Origin of the sequence: Flaviramulus basaltis (assembly GCF_900114265.1) — a bacterium.
In the GTDB taxonomy this organism is placed as follows: domain Bacteria; phylum Bacteroidota; class Bacteroidia; order Flavobacteriales; family Flavobacteriaceae; genus Flaviramulus; species Flaviramulus basaltis.
Map to the genome: position 1 here is coordinate 178,520 of NZ_FPKV01000002.1, position 18,807 is coordinate 197,326.

General features: G+C 30.4%; 22 protein-coding genes. 3 read left to right on the forward strand and 19 right to left on the reverse strand.

Features of this window, described 5'->3' with window-relative positions; all coding sequences use genetic code 11:
* Positions 1-64: 64 nt before the first annotated feature.
* The 6 genes from leuB to BT151_RS07475 all read right to left on the reverse strand — a co-directional run bounded on the left by leuB (position 65) and on the right by BT151_RS07475 (position 6,291).
* Positions 65-1,123 (reverse strand): 3-isopropylmalate dehydrogenase, encoded by a 1,059-nt coding sequence (gene leuB, locus BT151_RS07450; protein WP_072401172.1) that lies wholly within the window; start codon positions 1,121-1,123, stop codon positions 65-67.
* 9 nt (positions 1,124-1,132) lie between these two features.
* Positions 1,133-2,656, reverse strand: a complete 1,524-nt coding sequence (locus tag BT151_RS07455; RefSeq protein ID WP_072401173.1) for an alpha-isopropylmalate synthase regulatory domain-containing protein — start codon at positions 2,654-2,656, stop codon at positions 1,133-1,135.
* Complete coding sequence (leuD, locus tag BT151_RS07460; protein WP_072401174.1) at positions 2,657-3,253, reverse strand: 3-isopropylmalate dehydratase small subunit; 597 nt, start codon at positions 3,251-3,253, stop codon at positions 2,657-2,659.
* A gap of 159 nt (positions 3,254-3,412) precedes the next feature.
* The gene (gene leuC, locus BT151_RS07465; protein WP_072401175.1) at positions 3,413-4,807 is read right to left on the reverse strand and encodes a 3-isopropylmalate dehydratase large subunit; all 1,395 of its coding nucleotides are present in this window, start codon (positions 4,805-4,807) and stop codon (positions 3,413-3,415) included.
* Positions 4,808-5,004: 197 nt separating this feature from the next.
* Complete coding sequence (locus BT151_RS07470) at positions 5,005-5,391, reverse strand: acyl-CoA thioesterase (protein WP_072401176.1); 387 nt, start codon at positions 5,389-5,391, stop codon at positions 5,005-5,007.
* A 12-nt stretch (positions 5,392-5,403) separates the two neighbouring features.
* A complete protein-coding gene (locus tag BT151_RS07475; protein ID WP_072401177.1) occupies positions 5,404-6,291 on the reverse strand; it encodes a DUF72 domain-containing protein in 888 nt (295 codons plus the stop codon).
* Positions 6,292-6,409: 118 nt separating this feature from the next.
* Between BT151_RS07475 and BT151_RS07480 the strand changes: the two genes are divergently transcribed.
* A complete protein-coding gene (locus BT151_RS07480; protein ID WP_072401178.1) occupies positions 6,410-6,826 on the forward strand; it encodes a glyoxalase in 417 nt (138 codons plus the stop codon).
* Between the two features lie 2 nt (positions 6,827-6,828).
* On the opposite strand, the gene BT151_RS07485 is transcribed toward BT151_RS07480, so the two are convergent.
* From BT151_RS07485 to BT151_RS07500, 4 genes are all read right to left on the reverse strand, one after another.
* Positions 6,829-7,506 (reverse strand): DUF2461 domain-containing protein, encoded by a 678-nt coding sequence (locus tag BT151_RS07485; RefSeq protein WP_072401179.1) that lies wholly within the window; start codon positions 7,504-7,506, stop codon positions 6,829-6,831.
* A gap of 76 nt (positions 7,507-7,582) precedes the next feature.
* Positions 7,583-8,146 (reverse strand): hypothetical protein, encoded by a 564-nt coding sequence (locus tag BT151_RS07490; protein WP_072401180.1) that lies wholly within the window; start codon positions 8,144-8,146, stop codon positions 7,583-7,585.
* 50 nt (positions 8,147-8,196) lie between these two features.
* Entirely contained in the window at positions 8,197-8,433 is a 237-nt protein-coding gene (locus BT151_RS07495; protein ID WP_072401181.1) for a YtxH domain-containing protein, read from the reverse strand.
* 165 nt (positions 8,434-8,598) lie between these two features.
* Positions 8,599-9,375: a tRNA pseudouridine synthase A gene (locus BT151_RS07500; protein ID WP_072401182.1), complete on the reverse strand. Its 777-nt coding sequence runs from the start codon at positions 9,373-9,375 to the stop codon at positions 8,599-8,601.
* A gap of 94 nt (positions 9,376-9,469) precedes the next feature.
* Between BT151_RS07500 and BT151_RS07505 the strand changes: the two genes are divergently transcribed.
* Complete coding sequence (locus BT151_RS07505) at positions 9,470-9,889, forward strand: hypothetical protein (RefSeq protein WP_072401183.1); 420 nt, start codon at positions 9,470-9,472, stop codon at positions 9,887-9,889.
* 46 nt (positions 9,890-9,935) lie between these two features.
* On the opposite strand, the gene BT151_RS07510 is transcribed toward BT151_RS07505, so the two are convergent.
* Both BT151_RS07510 and BT151_RS07515 read right to left on the reverse strand, forming a co-directional pair.
* The gene (locus tag BT151_RS07510) at positions 9,936-10,712 is read right to left on the reverse strand and encodes a cupin domain-containing protein (protein ID WP_084647902.1); all 777 of its coding nucleotides are present in this window, start codon (positions 10,710-10,712) and stop codon (positions 9,936-9,938) included.
* A 1-nt stretch (position 10,713) separates the two neighbouring features.
* Positions 10,714-11,667: a DUF6807 domain-containing protein gene (locus BT151_RS07515; RefSeq protein WP_317041235.1), complete on the reverse strand. Its 954-nt coding sequence runs from the start codon at positions 11,665-11,667 to the stop codon at positions 10,714-10,716.
* Between the two features lie 456 nt (positions 11,668-12,123).
* On the opposite strand from BT151_RS07515, the gene BT151_RS07520 reads away from it, so the two are divergent.
* Positions 12,124-12,627 carry a hypothetical protein gene (locus BT151_RS07520; protein ID WP_072401186.1) on the forward strand — a complete coding sequence of 168 codons (504 nt, stop codon included), beginning with the start codon at positions 12,124-12,126 and terminating at the stop codon, positions 12,625-12,627.
* A gap of 8 nt (positions 12,628-12,635) precedes the next feature.
* On the opposite strand, the gene hisIE is transcribed toward BT151_RS07520, so the two are convergent.
* From hisIE to hisD, 7 genes are read right to left on the reverse strand one after another with little or no spacing between them, the layout of a single operon-like run.
* Positions 12,636-13,235 (reverse strand): bifunctional phosphoribosyl-AMP cyclohydrolase/phosphoribosyl-ATP diphosphatase HisIE, encoded by a 600-nt coding sequence (hisIE, locus tag BT151_RS07525; protein ID WP_317041236.1) that lies wholly within the window; start codon positions 13,233-13,235, stop codon positions 12,636-12,638.
* A gap of 41 nt (positions 13,236-13,276) precedes the next feature.
* A complete protein-coding gene (hisF, locus tag BT151_RS07530; protein WP_072401188.1) occupies positions 13,277-14,032 on the reverse strand; it encodes an imidazole glycerol phosphate synthase subunit HisF in 756 nt (251 codons plus the stop codon).
* Positions 14,033-14,767 carry a 1-(5-phosphoribosyl)-5-[(5-phosphoribosylamino)methylideneamino]imidazole-4-carboxamide isomerase gene (gene hisA / locus BT151_RS07535; protein ID WP_072401189.1) on the reverse strand — a complete coding sequence of 245 codons (735 nt, stop codon included), beginning with the start codon at positions 14,765-14,767 and terminating at the stop codon, positions 14,033-14,035.
* Position 14,768: 1 nt separating this feature from the next.
* Positions 14,769-15,350: an imidazole glycerol phosphate synthase subunit HisH gene (gene hisH, locus BT151_RS07540; RefSeq protein WP_072401190.1), complete on the reverse strand. Its 582-nt coding sequence runs from the start codon at positions 15,348-15,350 to the stop codon at positions 14,769-14,771.
* Entirely contained in the window at positions 15,350-16,483 is a 1,134-nt protein-coding gene (hisB, locus tag BT151_RS07545) for a bifunctional histidinol-phosphatase/imidazoleglycerol-phosphate dehydratase HisB (RefSeq protein WP_072401191.1), read from the reverse strand. Before hisB ends, hisH begins: the two co-directional genes overlap by 1 nt.
* Entirely contained in the window at positions 16,483-17,517 is a 1,035-nt protein-coding gene (gene hisC, locus BT151_RS07550; RefSeq protein ID WP_072401192.1) for a histidinol-phosphate transaminase, read from the reverse strand. Before hisC ends, hisB begins: the two co-directional genes overlap by 1 nt.
* Positions 17,517-18,800, reverse strand: a complete 1,284-nt coding sequence (gene hisD / locus BT151_RS07555; protein ID WP_072401193.1) for a histidinol dehydrogenase — start codon at positions 18,798-18,800, stop codon at positions 17,517-17,519. Before hisD ends, hisC begins: the two co-directional genes overlap by 1 nt.
* Positions 18,801-18,807: the final 7 nt, after the last annotated feature.

The following is an 18,807-nucleotide window of genomic DNA, read 5'->3' on the forward strand; positions in this document are numbered from 1 at the left end:
AAAAAAGGATTCAATATTAAAAATATTAAATCCTTTTTTATATTGACTATTAAATCGTTAATCTCTAAATATTAGCGGCTAACCAGTCTCCTACTTCTTTAGTTCCGTACGCTTTTGCACCGTCTGCTAAATCTTCAGTTACAATACCTTCAGCCAAAGATTTGTTTACAACATCTCTAATTGCTTTACCTTCTTCTGGTAAGTTAAAAGCTGTTTCAAACATCATTGCTGCAGATAATACAGTTGCTAAAGGGTTAGCGATGTTCAAACCAGTAGCTTGTGGGTAAGAACCGTGAATTGGTTCAAACAAAGCAATATCACTTCCCATAGAAGCCGATGGCATTAACCCCATCGATCCTGAAATAACTGACGCTTCATCAGTTAAAATATCTCCAAAAAGGTTTTCAGTAATTAAAACATCATAACTATTTGGCCATTGTACCAAACGCATTGCTACAGCATCAACAAACTCATAACTTACTTCAACTTCTGGATAATCTTTTTCCATAGCTTGAACAGTTTCACGCCATAAACGTGAAGTTTCTAAAACATTTGCTTTATCAACACAACATAATTTTTTGGAACGCGTCATAGCTAATTCAAAACCTTTTTTTGCTAAACGTTGTACTTCTGCCCTAGTGTAAACACAGTTATCGTATGCTGTTTCACCATTATCTCTTCTTCCTTTTTCTCCAAAGTAAATACCTCCAGTTAATTCACGTAAAAATACTAAATCTGTGCCTTCTATACGTTCTCTTTTTAATGGTGATTTATCAATTAAAGAAGGAAATGTAAATGTTGGACGTACATTTGCAAATAAGCCTAATTTTTTACGCATTTTTAACAAGCCCTGCTCAGGACGTACTTTTGCTGAGGGATCATTATCAAAACGAGGATGACCAATAGCTCCAAATAAAACCGCATCTGATGCCAAACAAATTTCATGTGTTGAATCTGGATAAGGTTCTCCTACTTCATCAATAGCAGCTGCACCAGTTAAGGCTGGTTTCCAAGTAATTTCGTGTCCAAATTTCTTTGCAACAGCATCACTTACTTTTACTGCTTGGTCTATAACTTCTGGTCCTATACCGTCTCCGGCTAAAAGGGCAATATTAAATTTCATCTTTATATTTTAATTAGTAATAATATTTAGCATTTTTTCTGTGGCTTTAATAGCCGAAACTGTTTGGTCGGAATCTAAACCACGTGTTTTAAATTCTTTTTCAGTATTTTTCCATGTGATAATGGTTTCACATAAAGCATCAGAACGACTACCAGGTGGAATTCTAACTGCATAATCAATTAAATCTGGTAAGATCATTTTTTTAATTTTGAATACATTTCGAATAGCATTCATAAATGCATCAAATTGTCCATCACCTTGCGCATGTTCCTCAAACTCCTCATTATTAATAGTAATGGAAACTGTTGTAGAAGGCTTTAATCCTTTTGAATGTGTTAATACATACGAATTAACTTTTACTTTTTCATCGTAAGTTCTATCTAAAACATCCGAAATAATATATGGCAAATCTTCTTTGGTAACTACTTGTTTTTTATCACCTAATTCAATGATACGTTGGGTAACCTTTTTTAAATCTTCATCATTAAGCTGAAGTCCTAATTCTTGTAAATTCTTTTGAATATTAGCTTTTCCTGAAGATTTCCCAAGAGCATATTGACGTTTTCTACCAAATCGTTCTGGTAATAAATCACTGAAATATAAGTTCTTTTTATTATCACCATCTGCATGAATTCCAGCTGTTTGAGTAAAAACATTAGCGCCAATTACAGGTTTATTTGCAGGAATCATAACACCTGAAAAGTTTTCCACTAATTTGCTTACCGTGTATAATACTTTTTCATTTACACCTATTTCTATTTGAGGCATAAAATCATTAATAACAGCAATAGTACTAGCCATAGGCGCATTTCCTGCACGTTCACCCATACCATTTATTGTTAAATGTAAAGCATCTGCACCAGCTCTAACGCCTTCAATAGCATTAGAAACACCTAAATCATAATCGTTATGTGCATGAAAATCGAAGTGTAAGTGAGGATATTTGTCTTTTATTTCTTTTACAAATTCGTAAGATTCTCTTGGAGTCAAAATCCCTAAAGTATCTGGAAGCATAATGCGTTTAACAGGTTGGGTTGATAAAAACTCTAAAAACTCAAAAACATAGTCTTTAGAATTACGCATACCATTACTCCAATCTTCTAAATATACATTGGTTACAATGCCTTTTTGTTTTGCAAGAGAAATATTTTCTAATATTTCTTTAAAATGCTGATTAGGTGTTTTTTTAAGTTGATAAGTTAAATGATTTAATGAGCCTTTTGTAAGCAGATTTTGAACCTTTGCTCCTGCTTCAATCATCCAATTTATAGAGACACCATTATCAACAAAAGTTAATACTTCAACAGCATCAATATAATTGTTATTAGCTGCCCAATTAGTAACATCTTTAACCGCTTGAAATTCACCTTCAGATACTCTGGCTGAAGCTATTTCAATACGATCAACTTTTAATTCTTCTAATAAAAGCTTTGCAATAGTTAATTTTTCAGAAGCAGAAAACGACACTCCCGAGGTTTGTTCACCATCGCGCAATGTCGTATCCATTATTTCTAATCGTCTCTTGGTACTCATTTACATTAAAAGACCGTTAGCAAATGTTTCTATATCGCCTTTTATGTTTTGTAAATAGTCAATATCATCAAAACCATTAAGCATGTTTTCTTTTTTGTAACTATTAATTTCAAAGGATTCTTGAACTCCTGTAGATTTGATAGTTATTGTTTGCTCAGAAAGATTGACTTCAATTTCTGTATTTGGATCTTTATATATTTCTTCAAAAATTTGTTCAGCAAACTCTGGACTTACTTGAACAGGTAAAACACCTACATTCAAGCAATTGTTTCTAAAAATATCTGCAAAGAAACTTGAAACTACACAACGAAATCCATAATCGTATACTGCCCAAGCAGCATGCTCTCTTGAAGAACCAGAACCAAAGTTTTTACCTCCAACTAAAATTTTTCCTGAGTAAATAGGATTATTTAGTACAAAACTTTCTTTAGGAGAATTGTCACCATTATATCTCCAATCTCTAAATAAGTTATCGCCAAAACCTTTACGTTCTGTTGCTTTTAAAAAACGTGCTGGTATAATTTGATCGGTATCGACATTCTCTAATGGTAATGGAACCGCTGTACTTGTTAATATATTAAATTTATCGTAAGCCATATTTTTTAGTATTCAGTCTGCCAGTAATAAGTTGGCAGTAATTTTTTAATATTGATTAGCCATTCTTTCTTTGGCAAATTAGTAATTCATTTAATATTTTTTATTCAGTAGTAAATTTTTGTGTTAACTGACTGAAAACTGCTACTGTTTACTGCAAACTTATAAAAGTTCTCTTGGGTCTGTAACGACACCTGTAACTGCTGCTGCTGCTGCAACTAAAGGACTAGCAAGTAAAGTTCTTGAACCTGGCCCTTGTCTACCTTCAAAGTTTCTGTTAGATGTACTTACCGCATATTTTCCTGCAGGAACTTTATCATCATTCATAGCTAAACAAGCAGAACAACCTGGTTGTCTCAATACAAATCCAGCTTCAGTAATAATATCTAAAATACCTTCTTCTTTAATTAAAGCTTCAACTTCATGCGAACCAGGTACTAACCAAGCTGTAATATTATCTGCTTTTTTCTTTCCTTTTATAATAGATGCAAAGGCTCTAAAATCTTCAATTCTACCATTAGTACAACTTCCTAAAAATACATAGTCTACTTTTTTACCAATCATGGAATCGTTTTCACCATAACCCATATATTCTAAAGACTTTTTGTAAGTAGCAACACCACCTTCAACAGCTTCAGCATTTGGAATATGTTTAGAAATTCCCATACCCATTCCTGGATTAGTTCCGTAGGTAATCATAGGTTCAATATCACTTGCATTGAACGTTAATTCTTTATCAAATGTAGCACCTTCATCTGTTTTTAAAGTTTTCCAGTTTGCAACAGCTTCATCCCATTTGTCTCCTTTAAGAGATAATGGTTTTCCTTTTAAATAAGCAAAAGTTGTTTCGTCTGGAGCAATCATACCACCACGAGCACCCATTTCAATAGATAGGTTACAAACCGTCATACGACCTTCCATAGTCATGTTTTCAAAAACATCACCTGCGTATTCAACAAAATAACCTGTTGCGCCAGAAGTTGTTAATTTAGAGATGATAAATAATGCAACATCTTTTGGAGTTACTGCTTTACCAAGAGTTCCATTGATGTTAATACGCATTTTTTTAGGTTTTGGCTGCATAATACATTGTGTAGATAAAACCATTTCAACCTCCGATGTACCAATTCCAAAAGCAATAGCTCCAAATGCGCCGTGTGTAGATGTATGTGAATCACCACAAACAATTGTTGCACCAGGAAATGTTATTCCGTTTTCTGGTCCTACAACGTGTACAATACCATTTTTTTGATGACCTAAACCCCAGTGACTAATACCATATTCGTTAGAATTGTCTTCTAAAGCTTTTAATTGGTTAGCAGATAAAGAATCCTCAACTGGTAAATGTTGATTTATTGTTGGCGTATTATGATCGGCAGTAGCAAATGTGCGCTCTGGATATAACACTTTTAAACCTCTTGTTTTTAGTCCTAAAAACGCTACAGGACTTGTTACTTCATGAATGAAATGACGATCTATAAAAAACACATCAGGTCCGCCTTCAATCTTTCTTACAACATGCGAATCCCAAACCTTGTCAAATAATGTATTACTCATAAAAATTTTAAATTTTGTATTACCCCTTTCTAACCTTAAAAAGGTTGACAAATTTAGACTTTATTGCAGTTATTTAAAACTTTATAGGTCTTTGTTATTGAATTTTTATAAAATTGCCAATAGATATAATATAAACTGAATTTTATTCAATAGAAGTGTAAGTTTGTTTACAATTTTTAAAACAAAAAACCACCTCCTTAATCCAGTCTATCGGCTACAAATTCAACTTCTGTTTTGCCGTGAGGTAAGGCTTTACCATCAACTCCTAAATTGACCATAACGATATTAGAAATGGTTATGATAGTTTCTCTTGTCATTTTATTTCTTACCTCGCAGCTTAGGGTTAAAGAAGCTATTCCAAATTTTACAACGGCGATACCTATTTCTATAATATCTCCTTGTTTTGCCGAAGCTCTAAAATCTATTTCGCTTATGTATTTAGTAACAACTTTAGGGTTCTCTAATTGAATGATGGTATAAAGCGCTGCTTCCTCATCTATCCACTCTAATAAACGACCACCAAAAAGAGTTCCATTGGCATTTAAATCTTCTGGTTTTATCCATTTTCTGGTATGAAATCTCATGTTATATTTTAATTAAAAAAGTTGTTGTTGTTCATTATCATTAGGAATTTTAAGAGAATATCCTAACTCAGAATTTATTTTATTTACAAAATATGCAGAAAGCAAAGGTGATTCCTTTTCAATGTTTTGATGAATAAAAAAATCTATTTCTTTTACACCTTGTTCTTTCCAATTTTTTAAACGCTCTACCCAATCATCTAAACGAGAATAATCGCTTTGATGATTAGCACCAACATAACGCACAAATGCAGTAGCATTAGTTAAACGCATATGCATAATATCACGCCTTCCAGCAGTATCTACAATAATATTAGAGATATTATTTTCTTCTAAAAGTTGATATAAATCTTTAGCAATTGTTTCGTCATTATACCAGTTTGTATGCCTAAATTCTATAGCTAAAGGAATTTCTTTTGGCCAACTTTGAACAAAACCAACAACTCTATCAAAATCTTTTGGAGCAAAATTATTGTGCATTTGCAAAAAAATAGTGCCTAATTTTTCTTTTAAGTTTGAAGCATTATACAAATAGTTTTCTACAACTTCTTTAGTTTCGTTTAATCTTTTCCAATGACTAATTTCTTGGTTTAATTTTGGGAAAAACTTGAATCCTTTTAGGGTTTTATCATACCAAGTTGAAAATTGTTCGGCAGGAAAAATTCTGTAAAAAGTAGCATTTAATTCTATAGAATTAAATTGTGAAGAATAATAAGCTAACTCATCTTTTGTACCTCTTGGGTAAAAACCTTTTAAGTCTGCCCTATTCCATTTTGCACAGCCCACATAAATATCAGGGATATTATCATCCTTTACATTATTAAGCACTCGCTTTGTTTCTGGGTGATCTTTTGGTAAAGTAAAATCTATATCTTGTGGGTTATCTACGCTTCCAAATTTCATTAAAATATTTTTATTTAAAGATAAAAAATCTTTATTGTTAATAAGGTAGTTAATAATTATAGTTTGGATTGTCTATTTAAGGTTTTAATAATATATAATTTAGACAAAACTCCTAAACATGAATACTAGAGATTTCGATTTAAAGAGTATTAGACCAGAAATTAAAACAGCTACAATTAACGACAACATGAGTTCTGATGAACGTTTTCAAAACTTGGTTTTGCGTCCTATTATTAAATTGCAAAACGATTTATTTGTAGAGGTTTTTAGAAATTACATTGTTAAGCATAAATCTGTTTTTTATGGTTTATCTCTTGAAAAGCGTATGGAATACTTAGAAAATGCCATTCAAAAAGACATGAAATTTAGAAACTCATTGAAAGGAATGGTCATCGGGCAATTTACAACTGAAGAATATTTGCTTTACATTAAAAACTCTTCAGCTTTAAATAAACGCATGATGAATATTGTTAAAGAACGATTACTAAGTAATATTCAACTTTTTGAGAGACCAGAATTATTAACTGCCGTTTAGTTTTATATTAGAGAAACGCCATTTAAATCTGTAGTTAGTACATCACTCATATAATCAAAATACGGGCGAATTGCTTTAAATGCTATGTCTATATCATTTATAAAATTGGCATCTAAAACCTCTTTGTCCGTATATTTTTTGGTGAAAATGTATTGCTTCTTCTTTATTAAATCTATGGCTTTGTGGTCTTTACTAAATCCTTTTGGAGCGGTTTTAACTTCATCACCCACAAAAGCTCCCCAAATACTTTTTAATTTTTTATTATTAAGAATCTCTCTAATTTCACTATCATCCATTTCAAATTCTTTACGCATACGAAGTAAATCTGCTGGTGCAGGTTCCCAAAATCCTGTGGCTATAAAACTTTCGTTGTTTGGTTGAATTTGCAAATAATAACCACCTCTTAACTTAGGCTTTGTACGGATAAAAGAACCTCCAAAATGCGTTTTATAAGGTAATTTGTTTTTTGAAAAACGCACATCTCTATAAATTCTAAAAATTTTAAGCTTATCTATATCGTCATGCTTGTTTAGATTTTCAAGAACACTATTATAGAATTTTTTTACTTCAACTTCAATAGCTTTAAATTCTGGTTTGTTTTCATTAAACCAATCTCTATTATTATTCTCTTCTAACTTTTTAAAAAATGGAAAAACGGACTTTGGCAAAACTGTACTCATTTACAATTATTTTTTGTTTAAAAATACAAAAAGTCCTATTTAACATAGGACTTTTTATATTTATTTAAAATATAATTTAGCTTTTAACATCTGCTAAAACATAAGTTTTTGTTTCTATACTATCACTTTCTTTATTGTAATATTGAATTACAAAATCTCCATTTTTATCAAAATAACCAACTCCAGCATACGTTTCTCCATTAACTAAATAATGACCATTAGCTTTTGTAGTAAGGGCTTGTTCTGTAGTCACAAATTTTGATTCATTATTATTAAATGCAATATCAAAACCTCTATTGTTTGGCTTGAATAAATATTCTTTTTCACCTAATTTATAAGATGTTTCTTTAGTTAAATAATCATAATCACCATCAATATCGTTATCTACCATTATCATTTTTTCAACTTTAGATACTGAATTTACACGGCCTTGATTTACTTTATCTTTGTCTTTTGCATCCAATTTAACAGTACCAGTTTCTCTGGTAACAACTTTCACTTTTTTTTCAGTTGTTTTATCACCATCTTTAATTTTCACAACTTTTACTTCTGTTTCTTCTTTTGCCTCTTTTGGCTTTTCCTGTGCTAATAAAGCACTTGTACACAATAAAAATGCACATGTATATATTAAATATTTCATTTTTTTAATTTTAAGTTAAACTCTTTCTTTCAATAAAGACTTAAAAACAACTATAAAGAGTCATCTTTTTTAGCTTCCTCTTTAACTTCGTTTATTTCATCTTCAACATCTTCTATTGCATCTTGTACGTCGTCCGATAATTCTTCAGAATTTTCTTTGGCATCTTTTTTAACTTCATCAATAGCTGCTTCAATTTTTTCTTCAGGTGTTTTCTTTTCATCTCTACAACTTGTAAAAGCCATTGATAATGTCAATAAAAAGACTAATGCTAATATTACTTTTTTCATGATTTTAATTTTAATGGTTAATACTTTAATACTGCTAAATTACTATGATAGTTTAGAGTTGTCTAACTCATATCATATTGATGTTAGCTCAAATAAAATAATAACATTATTTAACTTAAATTACACAGAATAATAAAAGTATGTAGAAAAAAGAATGATTATAAGCTATAAGAAATCTATATTTTTTAGAATTAAACCAGAAGCTGGTGCTATATAATCCATTTTTATGTTACTATCTGGAAGTAAACTCGTTTTAATATCCTCTAAGGTGAGTTTACCCTTTCCTAAATCAATTAACGCCCCCATCATTAACCTAATTTGATTACGCATAAACCCCTTTCCTTTTACACGAAGTATGTATGATTTTTCAGGAAAGTAATTCGCAGTATATAATGTGTTTTCAATAAGTTCACAAAGCATTATTTTGCGATTATAAATACCATTATCTGTTGGTTTGTAGCAATATGATTTAATATAACGTTCGCCTTCAAAAAGCTTAGCACCTTCTTTCATTAAGTTTATATCTAAATCATCAAGAATAGTTGTCATTATAGGTGCACAAAATGGATGGCACTTTTCACCATATGTAAAAAGATAGATATATTCCTTTATTTTAGAATTGTTAATAATATTGAATTTAGAATCTACTTCTCTAATGCTTAATGCTCGTATGTCTTGTGGCAAATTGTAATTGAATAGCTCTAAAAAAGCTTTTGAATCATCAATAGGTTCTTGTAAAAATAATTCGAAAGCAGCACTCTCCGCAGAAACCATAGCATCTGTTCTTCCAGAGCTTAAACTTTTGAATGTTTTACCTTCAAGGATAAAATTCAAGGTTCTATCAACCATTAAATGCAAGGTTTTAACATTTGGTTGTTTTTGCCAACCATGAAATCTATACCCTAAATATTGGATACTTATAACGTAAAAATATTTTTTCATTTTTTTTTAAAGAGGTCGGAAAGTAGGCTATTTATTAATTTCTGGCAAAAATTTTATAAATTGTATCACTTTTTACTAACTAAGCTAATTTATTATGACAAATCAATCAACAAAAAAACCGCCAATTTGGTTTTGGGTTATAAGTGTAATTGCACTTATTTGGAACGGAATGGGTGTAGCCCAATATTTAGGACAAGCTTATAAAACTGAAAGCTGGCGTTCATCATTAACAGACGAACAATTTGAAATTATTTCCAACTTACCCAGCTGGTTAACAGGTGCTTTTGCAGTTGCTGTATTTACAGGTTTATTAGGTAGTTTAGGGCTTTTGTTAAGAAAAAAATGGTCTTATTATTTGCTAGTATTATCTTTATTAGCAGTAATAATCCAAATGGGATACATTTTAATTCAAGGACAGTCAGACAATATAGGAATGACTATTTTAATTGTAGTTTTTGCAATATTTTTAGCTTGGTTTTCTAAAAAAACAATTTTGAAAGGTTGGCTTTCTTGATGTAAAACAAATAAAAAAGCATTAGATTTTCTAGTGCTTATTTATTTTAATCCCATTGGAAAGCAAAATACATGCATTGCTTATTTCCTATATTTTCAATAGCATGTGGAATATCAGATGCCAAGAAGTAAACATCTCCTTTATTAGCTTGGTAAATACCATCTCCAATTTCCATTTGTGTATTACCATCAATCATTAATACAATTTCGGCAGCGTGATGCGTATGTGGCTCATGACTTTTAATACCTGCATTTAAGTTTGTAAGATGCATTTCATAATATTCGACTGCTGCAGTTTTAGTATGAAAATAATTCCTGATACCACCTTTGTCGTGTTCATTATATGCTAATTTATCAAAATCCATAATAAAAGAACCTGCATTATTTTTTCCTCTATCTAAGTTTAATAATGCTTTTGGACTATAATTCATATGATAAAAAATAGCGGGATTATTTGATGTGTTTATTATTTGAATTTTATCATTAGGCAATACAAAAGCAACACTATTTGGCCCTATAGTTTTAGTATTTTCACCAATTGTTACTTCAATTTCACCGTCTTTTACAATGAAAATTTGTTCTTTAATGTTATCATTGAAGTTATGAATAGAATCGTTTGTATTTAACTGAATTACAATTAATTCCATATTAGAAAAGTGAGTAGTTTCCCCATTCATTAACAATTTATTTGTTTCAAATTTGTAGACACCCGAAGCTATTTTTTCCTTTTTAAGAATATTATCCTCTTGCCTTGAAGCATCTTCTTGTGAAAACATTGATGTTATTAATAAACATGCACAAAGTGTGATTATATTTTTTATCATTTTAATTTGATTTTGAATTTTTCACATATTTTCCCCAAAATGATTCGGCTTGAGCTGATGATTTCTTCTCATCGAAAACAATTAATCTATATTTTAAGGTATACGTTTTTCCAGGTTTAAAAAGCCAATCCTTATATTTTGTTGGGTTGAAATTAACAAAAGTACTGCCTCCATGGTTTCCTATAGGCCAAACTCTTATAGGTTCAGGATGATTGTAGTTTTGAGTATGAGATAACATAATTATACCACCATATTCATTTTTAAGTTCACCTTGATACATCATCCAACGTGCTGTAGTATTATCGGCATCTTTTCTAGTTTTACCTTCAGAAGTTATTACATTACTATTTTCATCATTCCATGCTTCAGTACCTCTCCAACCTAAACCTTGATACCGATATGCTAAAATTTTAAACTCGCTTTTTGTAGCACAACTATAATCAAATTGCAAATCGATTACATAATAATTTTCATTAGGATTGTAAACTCTTACCGTTTGTATCTCGTTTAAAGCGATTTTGTTTTTGTTATTTTTCAAAACAAGATGTTCATGTAAAGCTTTATATTCAACATATTCTTTTGTTGTTTTAATTTTCTTAAAACCAGCATGTCTAACAGTTGCTTGTTTTTCTTTAATATTCCAAAAATCAAGAGTATCACCTTCAAACAAGGTTTTTGTCCAAGGGTTCCACATTCCAAAATGATGATAATGGTCTTTGGGATGAATGCGCGTTAATTGATGTCCTTTTAATGTATTAATAGGATGAAAAAAACCACTTCTTTGATAAGCTAAATCAACACCTTTTGGAGGATACATAATATCATATTGATAGCCTAATAGTGCATTATCATTATGAATTACAGACAGAATACCATTTTCTTTTGAAATTGATAATAGCGATTCTTTTTCTTTGATAGATTTACAAGAAAAATAAAAATTACTAAAAACAGTAATAAAGTAATTTTTTTAAGTTGCATTAGTTTTGTTATTTAAACTAAATTAAACTTTTTTTAAAAAACGCAACCGATTGCATAAGTATTTAACATTTTATAAAAGAAATTTATACTTTAAACCAATGTTTAAAATATCGTCTTCTATACGTTTAGGCTTATGTATTTTAGCATCAATTAAACACAAAGTAGATTCACTAGTAATTTTTCAGCTTTATAAATTTCAACATGTCGGATAGATTTAACAGCAAAATATTCACCTACTTGTGTTATAATTGTTAAAACATCATCTAAAATTAATTCATTAAAACACTGAATATTGATTGTATAAATATATGTTTTCATATAATATGGACTTATGCTAAAAAAATAATTTATAATAATAAAATATCTAAAATTTCGGCATACATTTTATTGAAAAAAGAACTTTAAGTTAAAAATAATTTAATTATTAAAAGTCATGATAAAAATAAAATTCCTTTTATTATTAACAACTATTTTGTTAATAGCTATTAGCTGTAGTAATTCTGATGATACAGTCGTAGAAATTAGTTATTCTGCTGAAGATTTACAAAAAATGCATAGTAACTCTTCTAAATCATGGAGAATAGATAATTTTTATGATGATTATGAGCAAAATATATTAAGTGATTTTAATGACTGCTATAAAGATGATACTTTTAACTTTTTTAAAGACACTAATATTATTGAAACACAATTAGGAGACATGCCTTGTGTTTCAATAATAGGTAATCAAGAGATTGCTACTATTACCTATAATTTTTATGAAAATACAGGTGAAGTTTTTATAAATGTTACTAGATCTGAAACTAACGGAACTAATTTTAAAACATTATTTTTTCTTCTTGAATTAGAAGAATTGAGCGATACTAAAATGGTTTTTTCTAGTGGTGAAAAAGGTAATTACGGGAAAACGTTAGTTTTTGTTTCTAAGAAAAATTAATTTTTTTCTTATTTATGTCTTCCTTTTAATTCTTCTTCTATATCTTTTAAAGTGAACCCTTTTGCCTGTAGAAGCATTAGATAATGAAATAATAAATCTGCCGATTCGTAAAGAAATAATTCGTCATTATTATCCATAGCCTCAATAACCGTTTCTACAGCCTCCTCTCCAACTTTTTGCGCCACTTTATTTATGCCTTTAGCAAATAAACTAGCCACGTAAGATTTATTGGTGTCTTTATTTTCAATACGTTCTGTAATAACATTTTCTAAGGTAGTGAAGAAACCATAATTAGATTTGTTTTCTTCACCCCAACAGTTATCAGTTCCTTTATGGCAAGTTGGTCCAACGGGATTTACTTGAATAAGAAGTGTGTCATTATCACAATCATTTTTAATATCAATTAGATTTAAAAAATTCCCACTTTCTTCACCTTTTGTCCATAAACGTTTTTTACTTCTACTAAAAAAAGTAACCTTTTTGGTTTCTATGGTTTTTAGATAAGCTTCTTCATTCATATAACCCAACATTAAAACGTTTTTTGTTATTGCGTCTTGAATGATAGCTGGAACAAGTCCGTTTGAGTCGTATTTTATTTCCATTTTAATTCTTCTTTTGAGTTACTGAAACAAGTTCAGCATGACGCCATTTACAGACGCACTACTATATTATTTTCTTTTAATTCTTTTTTTAATTCTGGTATAGAAATTTCACCAAAATGAAAAACACTTGCTGCCAAAGCTGCATCAGATTTACCTATATTAAATGTATCAATAAAATGTTGCACATTTCCAGCACCACCAGATGCAATTATTGGAATATTTAATTCATTAGATAATCTTGCTAAAGCTTCGTTAGCAAAACCATTTTTAGTACCATCATGATTCATTGAAGTGAATAGAATTTCACCTGCTCCACGTTCTTCAACTTCTTTTGCCCATTCAAATAAATCGATATCTGTTGGAATGCTTCCTCCTGCCAAATGAACTTTCCAATCATCACCAATTTGTTTTGCATCAATAGCAACAACCACACATTGGCTTCCAAATTTATTTGATAACTCATTTACTAATTCAGGTCTTTTAACAGCAGAAGAATTAATAGATACTTTATCTGCACCACATTTTAAAAGAGCATCAACATCTTCAATTGAAGAAATGCCGCCACCAACTGTAAACGGAATATTAACTTGCTCTGCAACACGTAAAACCATATCTAAAGTCGTAGCGCGACCTTCTAAAGTTGCCGAAATGTCTAAAAACACTAGCTCGTCTGCACCAACATTTGCATATTGTTTTGCTAGTTCTACAGGATCTCCAGCATCACGTAAATCAACAAAGTTCACACCTTTTACGGTACGTCCATTTTTGATATCTAAACACGGTATGATTCGTTTTGTTAACATTTATACAAACTTTTCTAATTCTTTTAACGTAATCTTATTTTCGTAAATGGCTTTTCCTATAATAACTCCTTCGCATCCCATTTCTTTTAAAATAGGAATTTCTGAAATATTTGAAATGCCACCAGAAGCAATTAATTTAATAGATTGATCACTGCTACTATTGCTACATTCCGAAATAATTTGCTTGTATAAATCTATTGATGGGCCTTCAAGCATGCCGTCTTTCGAGATATCGGTACAAATTACATATTGAATGCTTTTCTTTTGATAGGATTTTATAAATGGAATGACATCTTCTTTACTTTTTTCTGTCCAACCACTAATAGATACTTTTCCGTTGTCACTATCTGCACCTAATATAATTTTTGCTGAGCCATATTTAGAAATCCAACTTTCAAAAGTTTTAGGATCTTTAACGGCAATACTTCCGCCTGTTATTTGTTTAGCACCAGAATTAAAAGCAATATGTAAGTCTTCATTTGCTTTTAATCCACCTCCAAAGTCGATTTTTAAACTTGTTTTGGAAGCAATTTGTTCTAAAACCTTATAATTTACTATATGCTGTGCTTTAGCGCCATCTAAATCTACCAAATGTAAGTATTCAATACCGGAAGCTTCAAATGCTTTAGCTATTTCTAAAGGACTTTCACTGTATATTTTTTTTGTTCCGTAATCTCCTTTTGTTAAGCGAACGCATTTTCCGTCTATGATATCTATGGCTGGTATGATTCTCATGTTATAATTCTATAAAATTTTTCAATATTTTTTCTCCTGCTAAACTACTCTTTTCTGGATGAAATTGAACACCATAAAAATTATCATGTTGAAGCGCAGAAGCATAATTAATTCCATAATCTGTTTTTGCAATGCTTTGTTCACAATGTTCAGCGTAATAGCTGTGAACCAAATACATATATTCGTTTTCTTTTATACCTTTAAATAAATCGGACTTTAAATCTTTTATCACATTCCAGCCCATTTGTGGCACTTTAACATTACTAGAAAAGCGTTTTACCTGAGTATTAAAAATCCCAATGCCTTTAGTATTACTTTCTTCGGTAAACTCACAAAGCAATTGCATACCTAAACAAATTCCTAAAACGGGTTGTTTTAAACTAGGTATTAATTTATCTAAACCACTTTCTTTTAACATTTTCATTGCACTACCTGCCTCACCTACACCTGGAAAAATAATTTTATCTGCTGCTAAAATTTCATCAGGATCATTTGATAGAATAGCATCAACACCCAATCTTTTAAAAGCAAATTGGATGCTTTTTATATTTCCAGCTCCGTAATTTATAATAACTAATTTCATTAAAGCATTCCTTTTGTACTTGGTAAAATCATTTTTTCAATGTCTCGCTTAACAGCCATTTTAATAGCTTTTGCAAAGGCTTTAAAAATAGCTTCAATTTTATGATGCTCGTTAGTACCTTCAGCTTTTATATTTAAATTACATTTAGCGCCATCGGTAAAGGATTTAAAGAAATGATAAAACATCTCAGTTGGCATTTTACCAATCATTTCTCTTTTAAATTCGGCTTCCCAAACTAACCAGTTTCTTCCACCAAAATCTATAGCTGCTTGTGCATAACAATCATCCATTGGTAAACAAAAACCATAACGTTCTATGCCTAGTTTATTTCCTAAAACTTTATTAAATAACTCGCCTAAAGCAATTGCAGTATCTTCAATAGTATGATGTTCATCAACTTCTAAATCGCCATCAACCTTAATTTTTAAATCTAATTGTCCGTGACGTGCAATTTGATCTAACATATGGTCAAAAAAAGCAATACCAGTTTCTATTTTACTTTTTCCTGTACCATCAAGATTTAATTGAATAGCAATTTTGGTTTCATTAGTATTTCTAATAATTCCGCCAGAGCGTTCGTCTGCTTTTAAAAATGCGTAAATTTTTGCCCAATCATTAGTTTCTAGCGCAATGTACTTATCTAATTCATCACGTTTTACAGTAATTTCATTAGTTCCTAAATGTGTTTCATCATTTATAAATATACCTTTTGCTCCTAGATTCTTAGCTAATTCAATATCTGTTAATCTATCTCCTATTACAAAGGAATTATCTAAATCATATTTATCTGAAAAATACTTAGTTAATAATCCTGTATTTGGCTTTCTTGTTGGTGCATTATCTTTAGCAAAGGTTCTATCAATAAATTGTTTTTTAAACACAATACCTTCGTCTTCGAAACATTTAATAATAAAATTGTGAGTTGGCCAAAATGTATCTTCAGGAAAAGCATCAGTTCCTAAACCGTCTTGATTGGTAATCATAACGATTTCATAATCTAACTCTTTGGCTATTCTACTTAAATATTGAAACACTTTAGGGTAAAACTCAAGTTTTTCAAAAGAGTCAATTTGCTCGTCAGCAGGTTCTCTAATTATCGTTCCGTCACGGTCTATAAATAATACTTTTTTCATTATATAGATTTTAAGGTATCTATTAATATTTTATTTTCTTTTGAAGTGCCAACCGTAAATCTCAAACAGTTCTCACAGCCTGGTTGTGTGGTTCTATTTCTAATAACAATACCTTTATCGATAAGTTGATTATAACGCTTTGTGGCGTCATCAACTTTTGCTAGAATAAAATTAGAATCTGATGGATATATTTTTGAAATAAAACTAATAGTTTCTAATTCAGATTTTAAAACATCTCGTTCTACTAAAATACTTTTAATTTCATTTACAGCAATACTCTTATCTGTTAACAACTCAACGGCTTTTTTTTGCGTCAATTCATTAACATTATAGGGTGGTTTGATGCGATTTAATACTGATATAATTTCTTCGGAAGCATAACAAATTCCTAAACGAATTCCTGCCATGCCAAAAGCTTTTGATAGCGTTTGAGTAACAATTAAATTAGGAAATTCTTTTAGTCTATTTAACCAACTTTTATCATTTGAAAAATCTATATAAGCCTCGTCAATAGCTACAATGCCTTTAAATTTTATTAAAAGTTTTTCTATGTCTTTACTTATTAAACTATTTCCAGTTGGATTATTTGGTGAGCACAAAAATAGAACCTTACTATTTGCATCAGCCATATTTAATACACCATCAACATCAATTTGGAAATCTTCTGTTAAATTAACCTTTTTAATACCAATAGCATTAATATTAGCCAATACACTGTACATGCCATAAGTTGGCGGTAATATGATGATATTATCTTCATTTGGCTCACAAAAGGCTCTAAAAATTAAGTCTAAAACTTCGTCGCTACCATTTCCTAAAAGGATGTTTTTTGTTGAAATTCCTTTTATTTCTGATAAAATGGCTTTAAGATTTCGCTGTTGCGGATCTGGATAACGATTTACACCATTCTCAAACGGATTTTCATTGGCATCCAAAAACACCATATCACTACTATTCCCTTGAAATTCATCTCTCGCTGATGAATAAGGTTTTAGTGCTTTTATTGTGGGCCTTATTAAATCTTGAATATTCATTATTTTAAATCCTTTAATCGAATTGATACAGCATTTTTATGAGCTTGTAATCCTTCTGCCTCTGCCATCAACTCTATCGTTTCACCAATATTTAAAAGACCTTCTTTTGATATTTTTTGAAAAGTCATACTCTTTAAGAAGCTATCTAAATTAACGCCAGAATAAGCTTTGCTAAATCCATTTGTAGGCAACGTGTGATTTGTTCCTGAAGCATAATCACCAGCACTTTCTGGTGTGTAATCTCCAATAAAAATAGAACCTGCATTAGTGACACCATCAATATAATAATCTTCATTTTTAGAACAAATAATAAAATGTTCTGGACCATATTCATTAATTAATTCTAATGCAATTTCATCGTTTTCTACATAAATTAACTTTGAATTTGCAATTGACTTTTCTGCAATCGCTTTACGCGGAAGTACATCTAATTGTTTTTCAATTTCTTTGGAAACTTCATCAACTAAAGCTTTTGAAGTTGAAACTAAAATTACCTGACTATCGATACCGTGTTCTGCTTGACTTAATAAATCTGAAGCAATATACGAGGCGTTTGCTGTATCATCAGCCACAACCAATAACTCACTTGGTCCAGCAGGCATATCAATAGCAACTCCAAATTTTGTAGCTAATTGTTTTGCTACTGTTACAAATTGATTTCCTGGTCCGAATATTTTATAAACTTGTGGGATTGTTTTTGTACCAAAAGTTAATCCTGCAATAGCTTGAATACCTCCAACTTTTATAATTTTAGTAACCCCACAAAGTTGAGCTGCATATAGAATTTCAGGTGCTAATTCTCCATTTTTATTTGGAGGAGAACACAAAACTATATCTTTACAACCTGCTATTTGAGCAGGAACAGCTAGCATTAAAACTGTTGAAAATAAAGGCGCAGTCCCACCCGGAATATACAAACCTACTTTTTGAATAGGTCTTTTTTCTTGCCAACATTTAACACCATTTGTTGTTTCAATTTCAATTTTTGATGTTTTTTGTGCACTATGAAAAGCTTCAATATTTTGTTTTGCTTGTTTTATAGCATTTTGAAGGTTTTTTGGTACTTTTTTAATAGCTTCTTCTATCTCATTAGTTGATACTAAATTTGATTCTAAATCAACAACATCAAACTTTACAGTGTATTTTTTTATAGCATCATCACCTTTTTGTTTTACCTCTTCAAAAATTTGATTTACAGTATTTTCAATATCATCAACTGTTTGGGTTGGTCGTTTTAAAATTTCTGACCATTTGCTTCTGTCTGGATTATCTATTATTTGCATAATCGTT

What these genes read in the sequence shown, in the direction of transcription:
- BT151_RS07490 (WP_072401180.1), bottom strand. Translation starts at nt 8,146, where the DNA reads ATGAAATATTTAATATATACATGTGCATTTTTATTGTGTACAAGTGCT.
- BT151_RS07455 (WP_072401173.1), bottom strand. Translation starts at nt 2,656, where the DNA reads ATGAGTACCAAGAGACGATTAGAAATAATGGATACGACATTGCGCGAT.
- hisA (WP_072401189.1), bottom strand. Translation starts at nt 14,767, where the DNA reads ATGAGAATCATACCAGCCATAGATATCATAGACGGAAAATGCGTTCGC.
- BT151_RS07510 (WP_084647902.1), bottom strand. Translation starts at nt 10,712, where the DNA reads ATGATAAAAAATATAATCACACTTTGTGCATGTTTATTAATAACATCA.
- hisB (WP_072401191.1), bottom strand. Translation starts at nt 16,483, where the DNA reads ATGAAAAAAGTATTATTTATAGACCGTGACGGAACGATAATTAGAGAA.
- leuD (WP_072401174.1), bottom strand. Translation starts at nt 3,253, where the DNA reads ATGGCTTACGATAAATTTAATATATTAACAAGTACAGCGGTTCCATTA.
- BT151_RS07475 (WP_072401177.1), bottom strand. Translation starts at nt 6,291, where the DNA reads ATGAAATTTGGAAGCGTAGATAACCCACAAGATATAGATTTTACTTTA.
- BT151_RS07505 (WP_072401183.1), top strand. Translation starts at nt 9,470, where the DNA reads ATGACAAATCAATCAACAAAAAAACCGCCAATTTGGTTTTGGGTTATA.
- BT151_RS07500 (WP_072401182.1), bottom strand. Translation starts at nt 9,375, where the DNA reads ATGAAAAAATATTTTTACGTTATAAGTATCCAATATTTAGGGTATAGA.
- leuB (WP_072401172.1), bottom strand. Translation starts at nt 1,123, where the DNA reads ATGAAATTTAATATTGCCCTTTTAGCCGGAGACGGTATAGGACCAGAA.
- BT151_RS07480 (WP_072401178.1), top strand. Translation starts at nt 6,410, where the DNA reads ATGAATACTAGAGATTTCGATTTAAAGAGTATTAGACCAGAAATTAAA.
- hisD (WP_072401193.1), bottom strand. Translation starts at nt 18,800, where the DNA reads ATGCAAATAATAGATAATCCAGACAGAAGCAAATGGTCAGAAATTTTA.
- leuC (WP_072401175.1), bottom strand. Translation starts at nt 4,807, where the DNA reads ATGAGTAATACATTATTTGACAAGGTTTGGGATTCGCATGTTGTAAGA.
- hisH (WP_072401190.1), bottom strand. Translation starts at nt 15,350, where the DNA reads ATGAAATTAGTTATTATAAATTACGGAGCTGGAAATATAAAAAGCATC.
- BT151_RS07495 (WP_072401181.1), bottom strand. Translation starts at nt 8,433, where the DNA reads ATGAAAAAAGTAATATTAGCATTAGTCTTTTTATTGACATTATCAATG.
- hisF (WP_072401188.1), bottom strand. Translation starts at nt 14,032, where the DNA reads ATGTTAACAAAACGAATCATACCGTGTTTAGATATCAAAAATGGACGT.
- BT151_RS07520 (WP_072401186.1), top strand. Translation starts at nt 12,124, where the DNA reads ATGATAAAAATAAAATTCCTTTTATTATTAACAACTATTTTGTTAATA.
- BT151_RS07485 (WP_072401179.1), bottom strand. Translation starts at nt 7,506, where the DNA reads ATGAGTACAGTTTTGCCAAAGTCCGTTTTTCCATTTTTTAAAAAGTTA.
- hisC (WP_072401192.1), bottom strand. Translation starts at nt 17,517, where the DNA reads ATGAATATTCAAGATTTAATAAGGCCCACAATAAAAGCACTAAAACCT.
- BT151_RS07470 (WP_072401176.1), bottom strand. Translation starts at nt 5,391, where the DNA reads ATGAGATTTCATACCAGAAAATGGATAAAACCAGAAGATTTAAATGCC.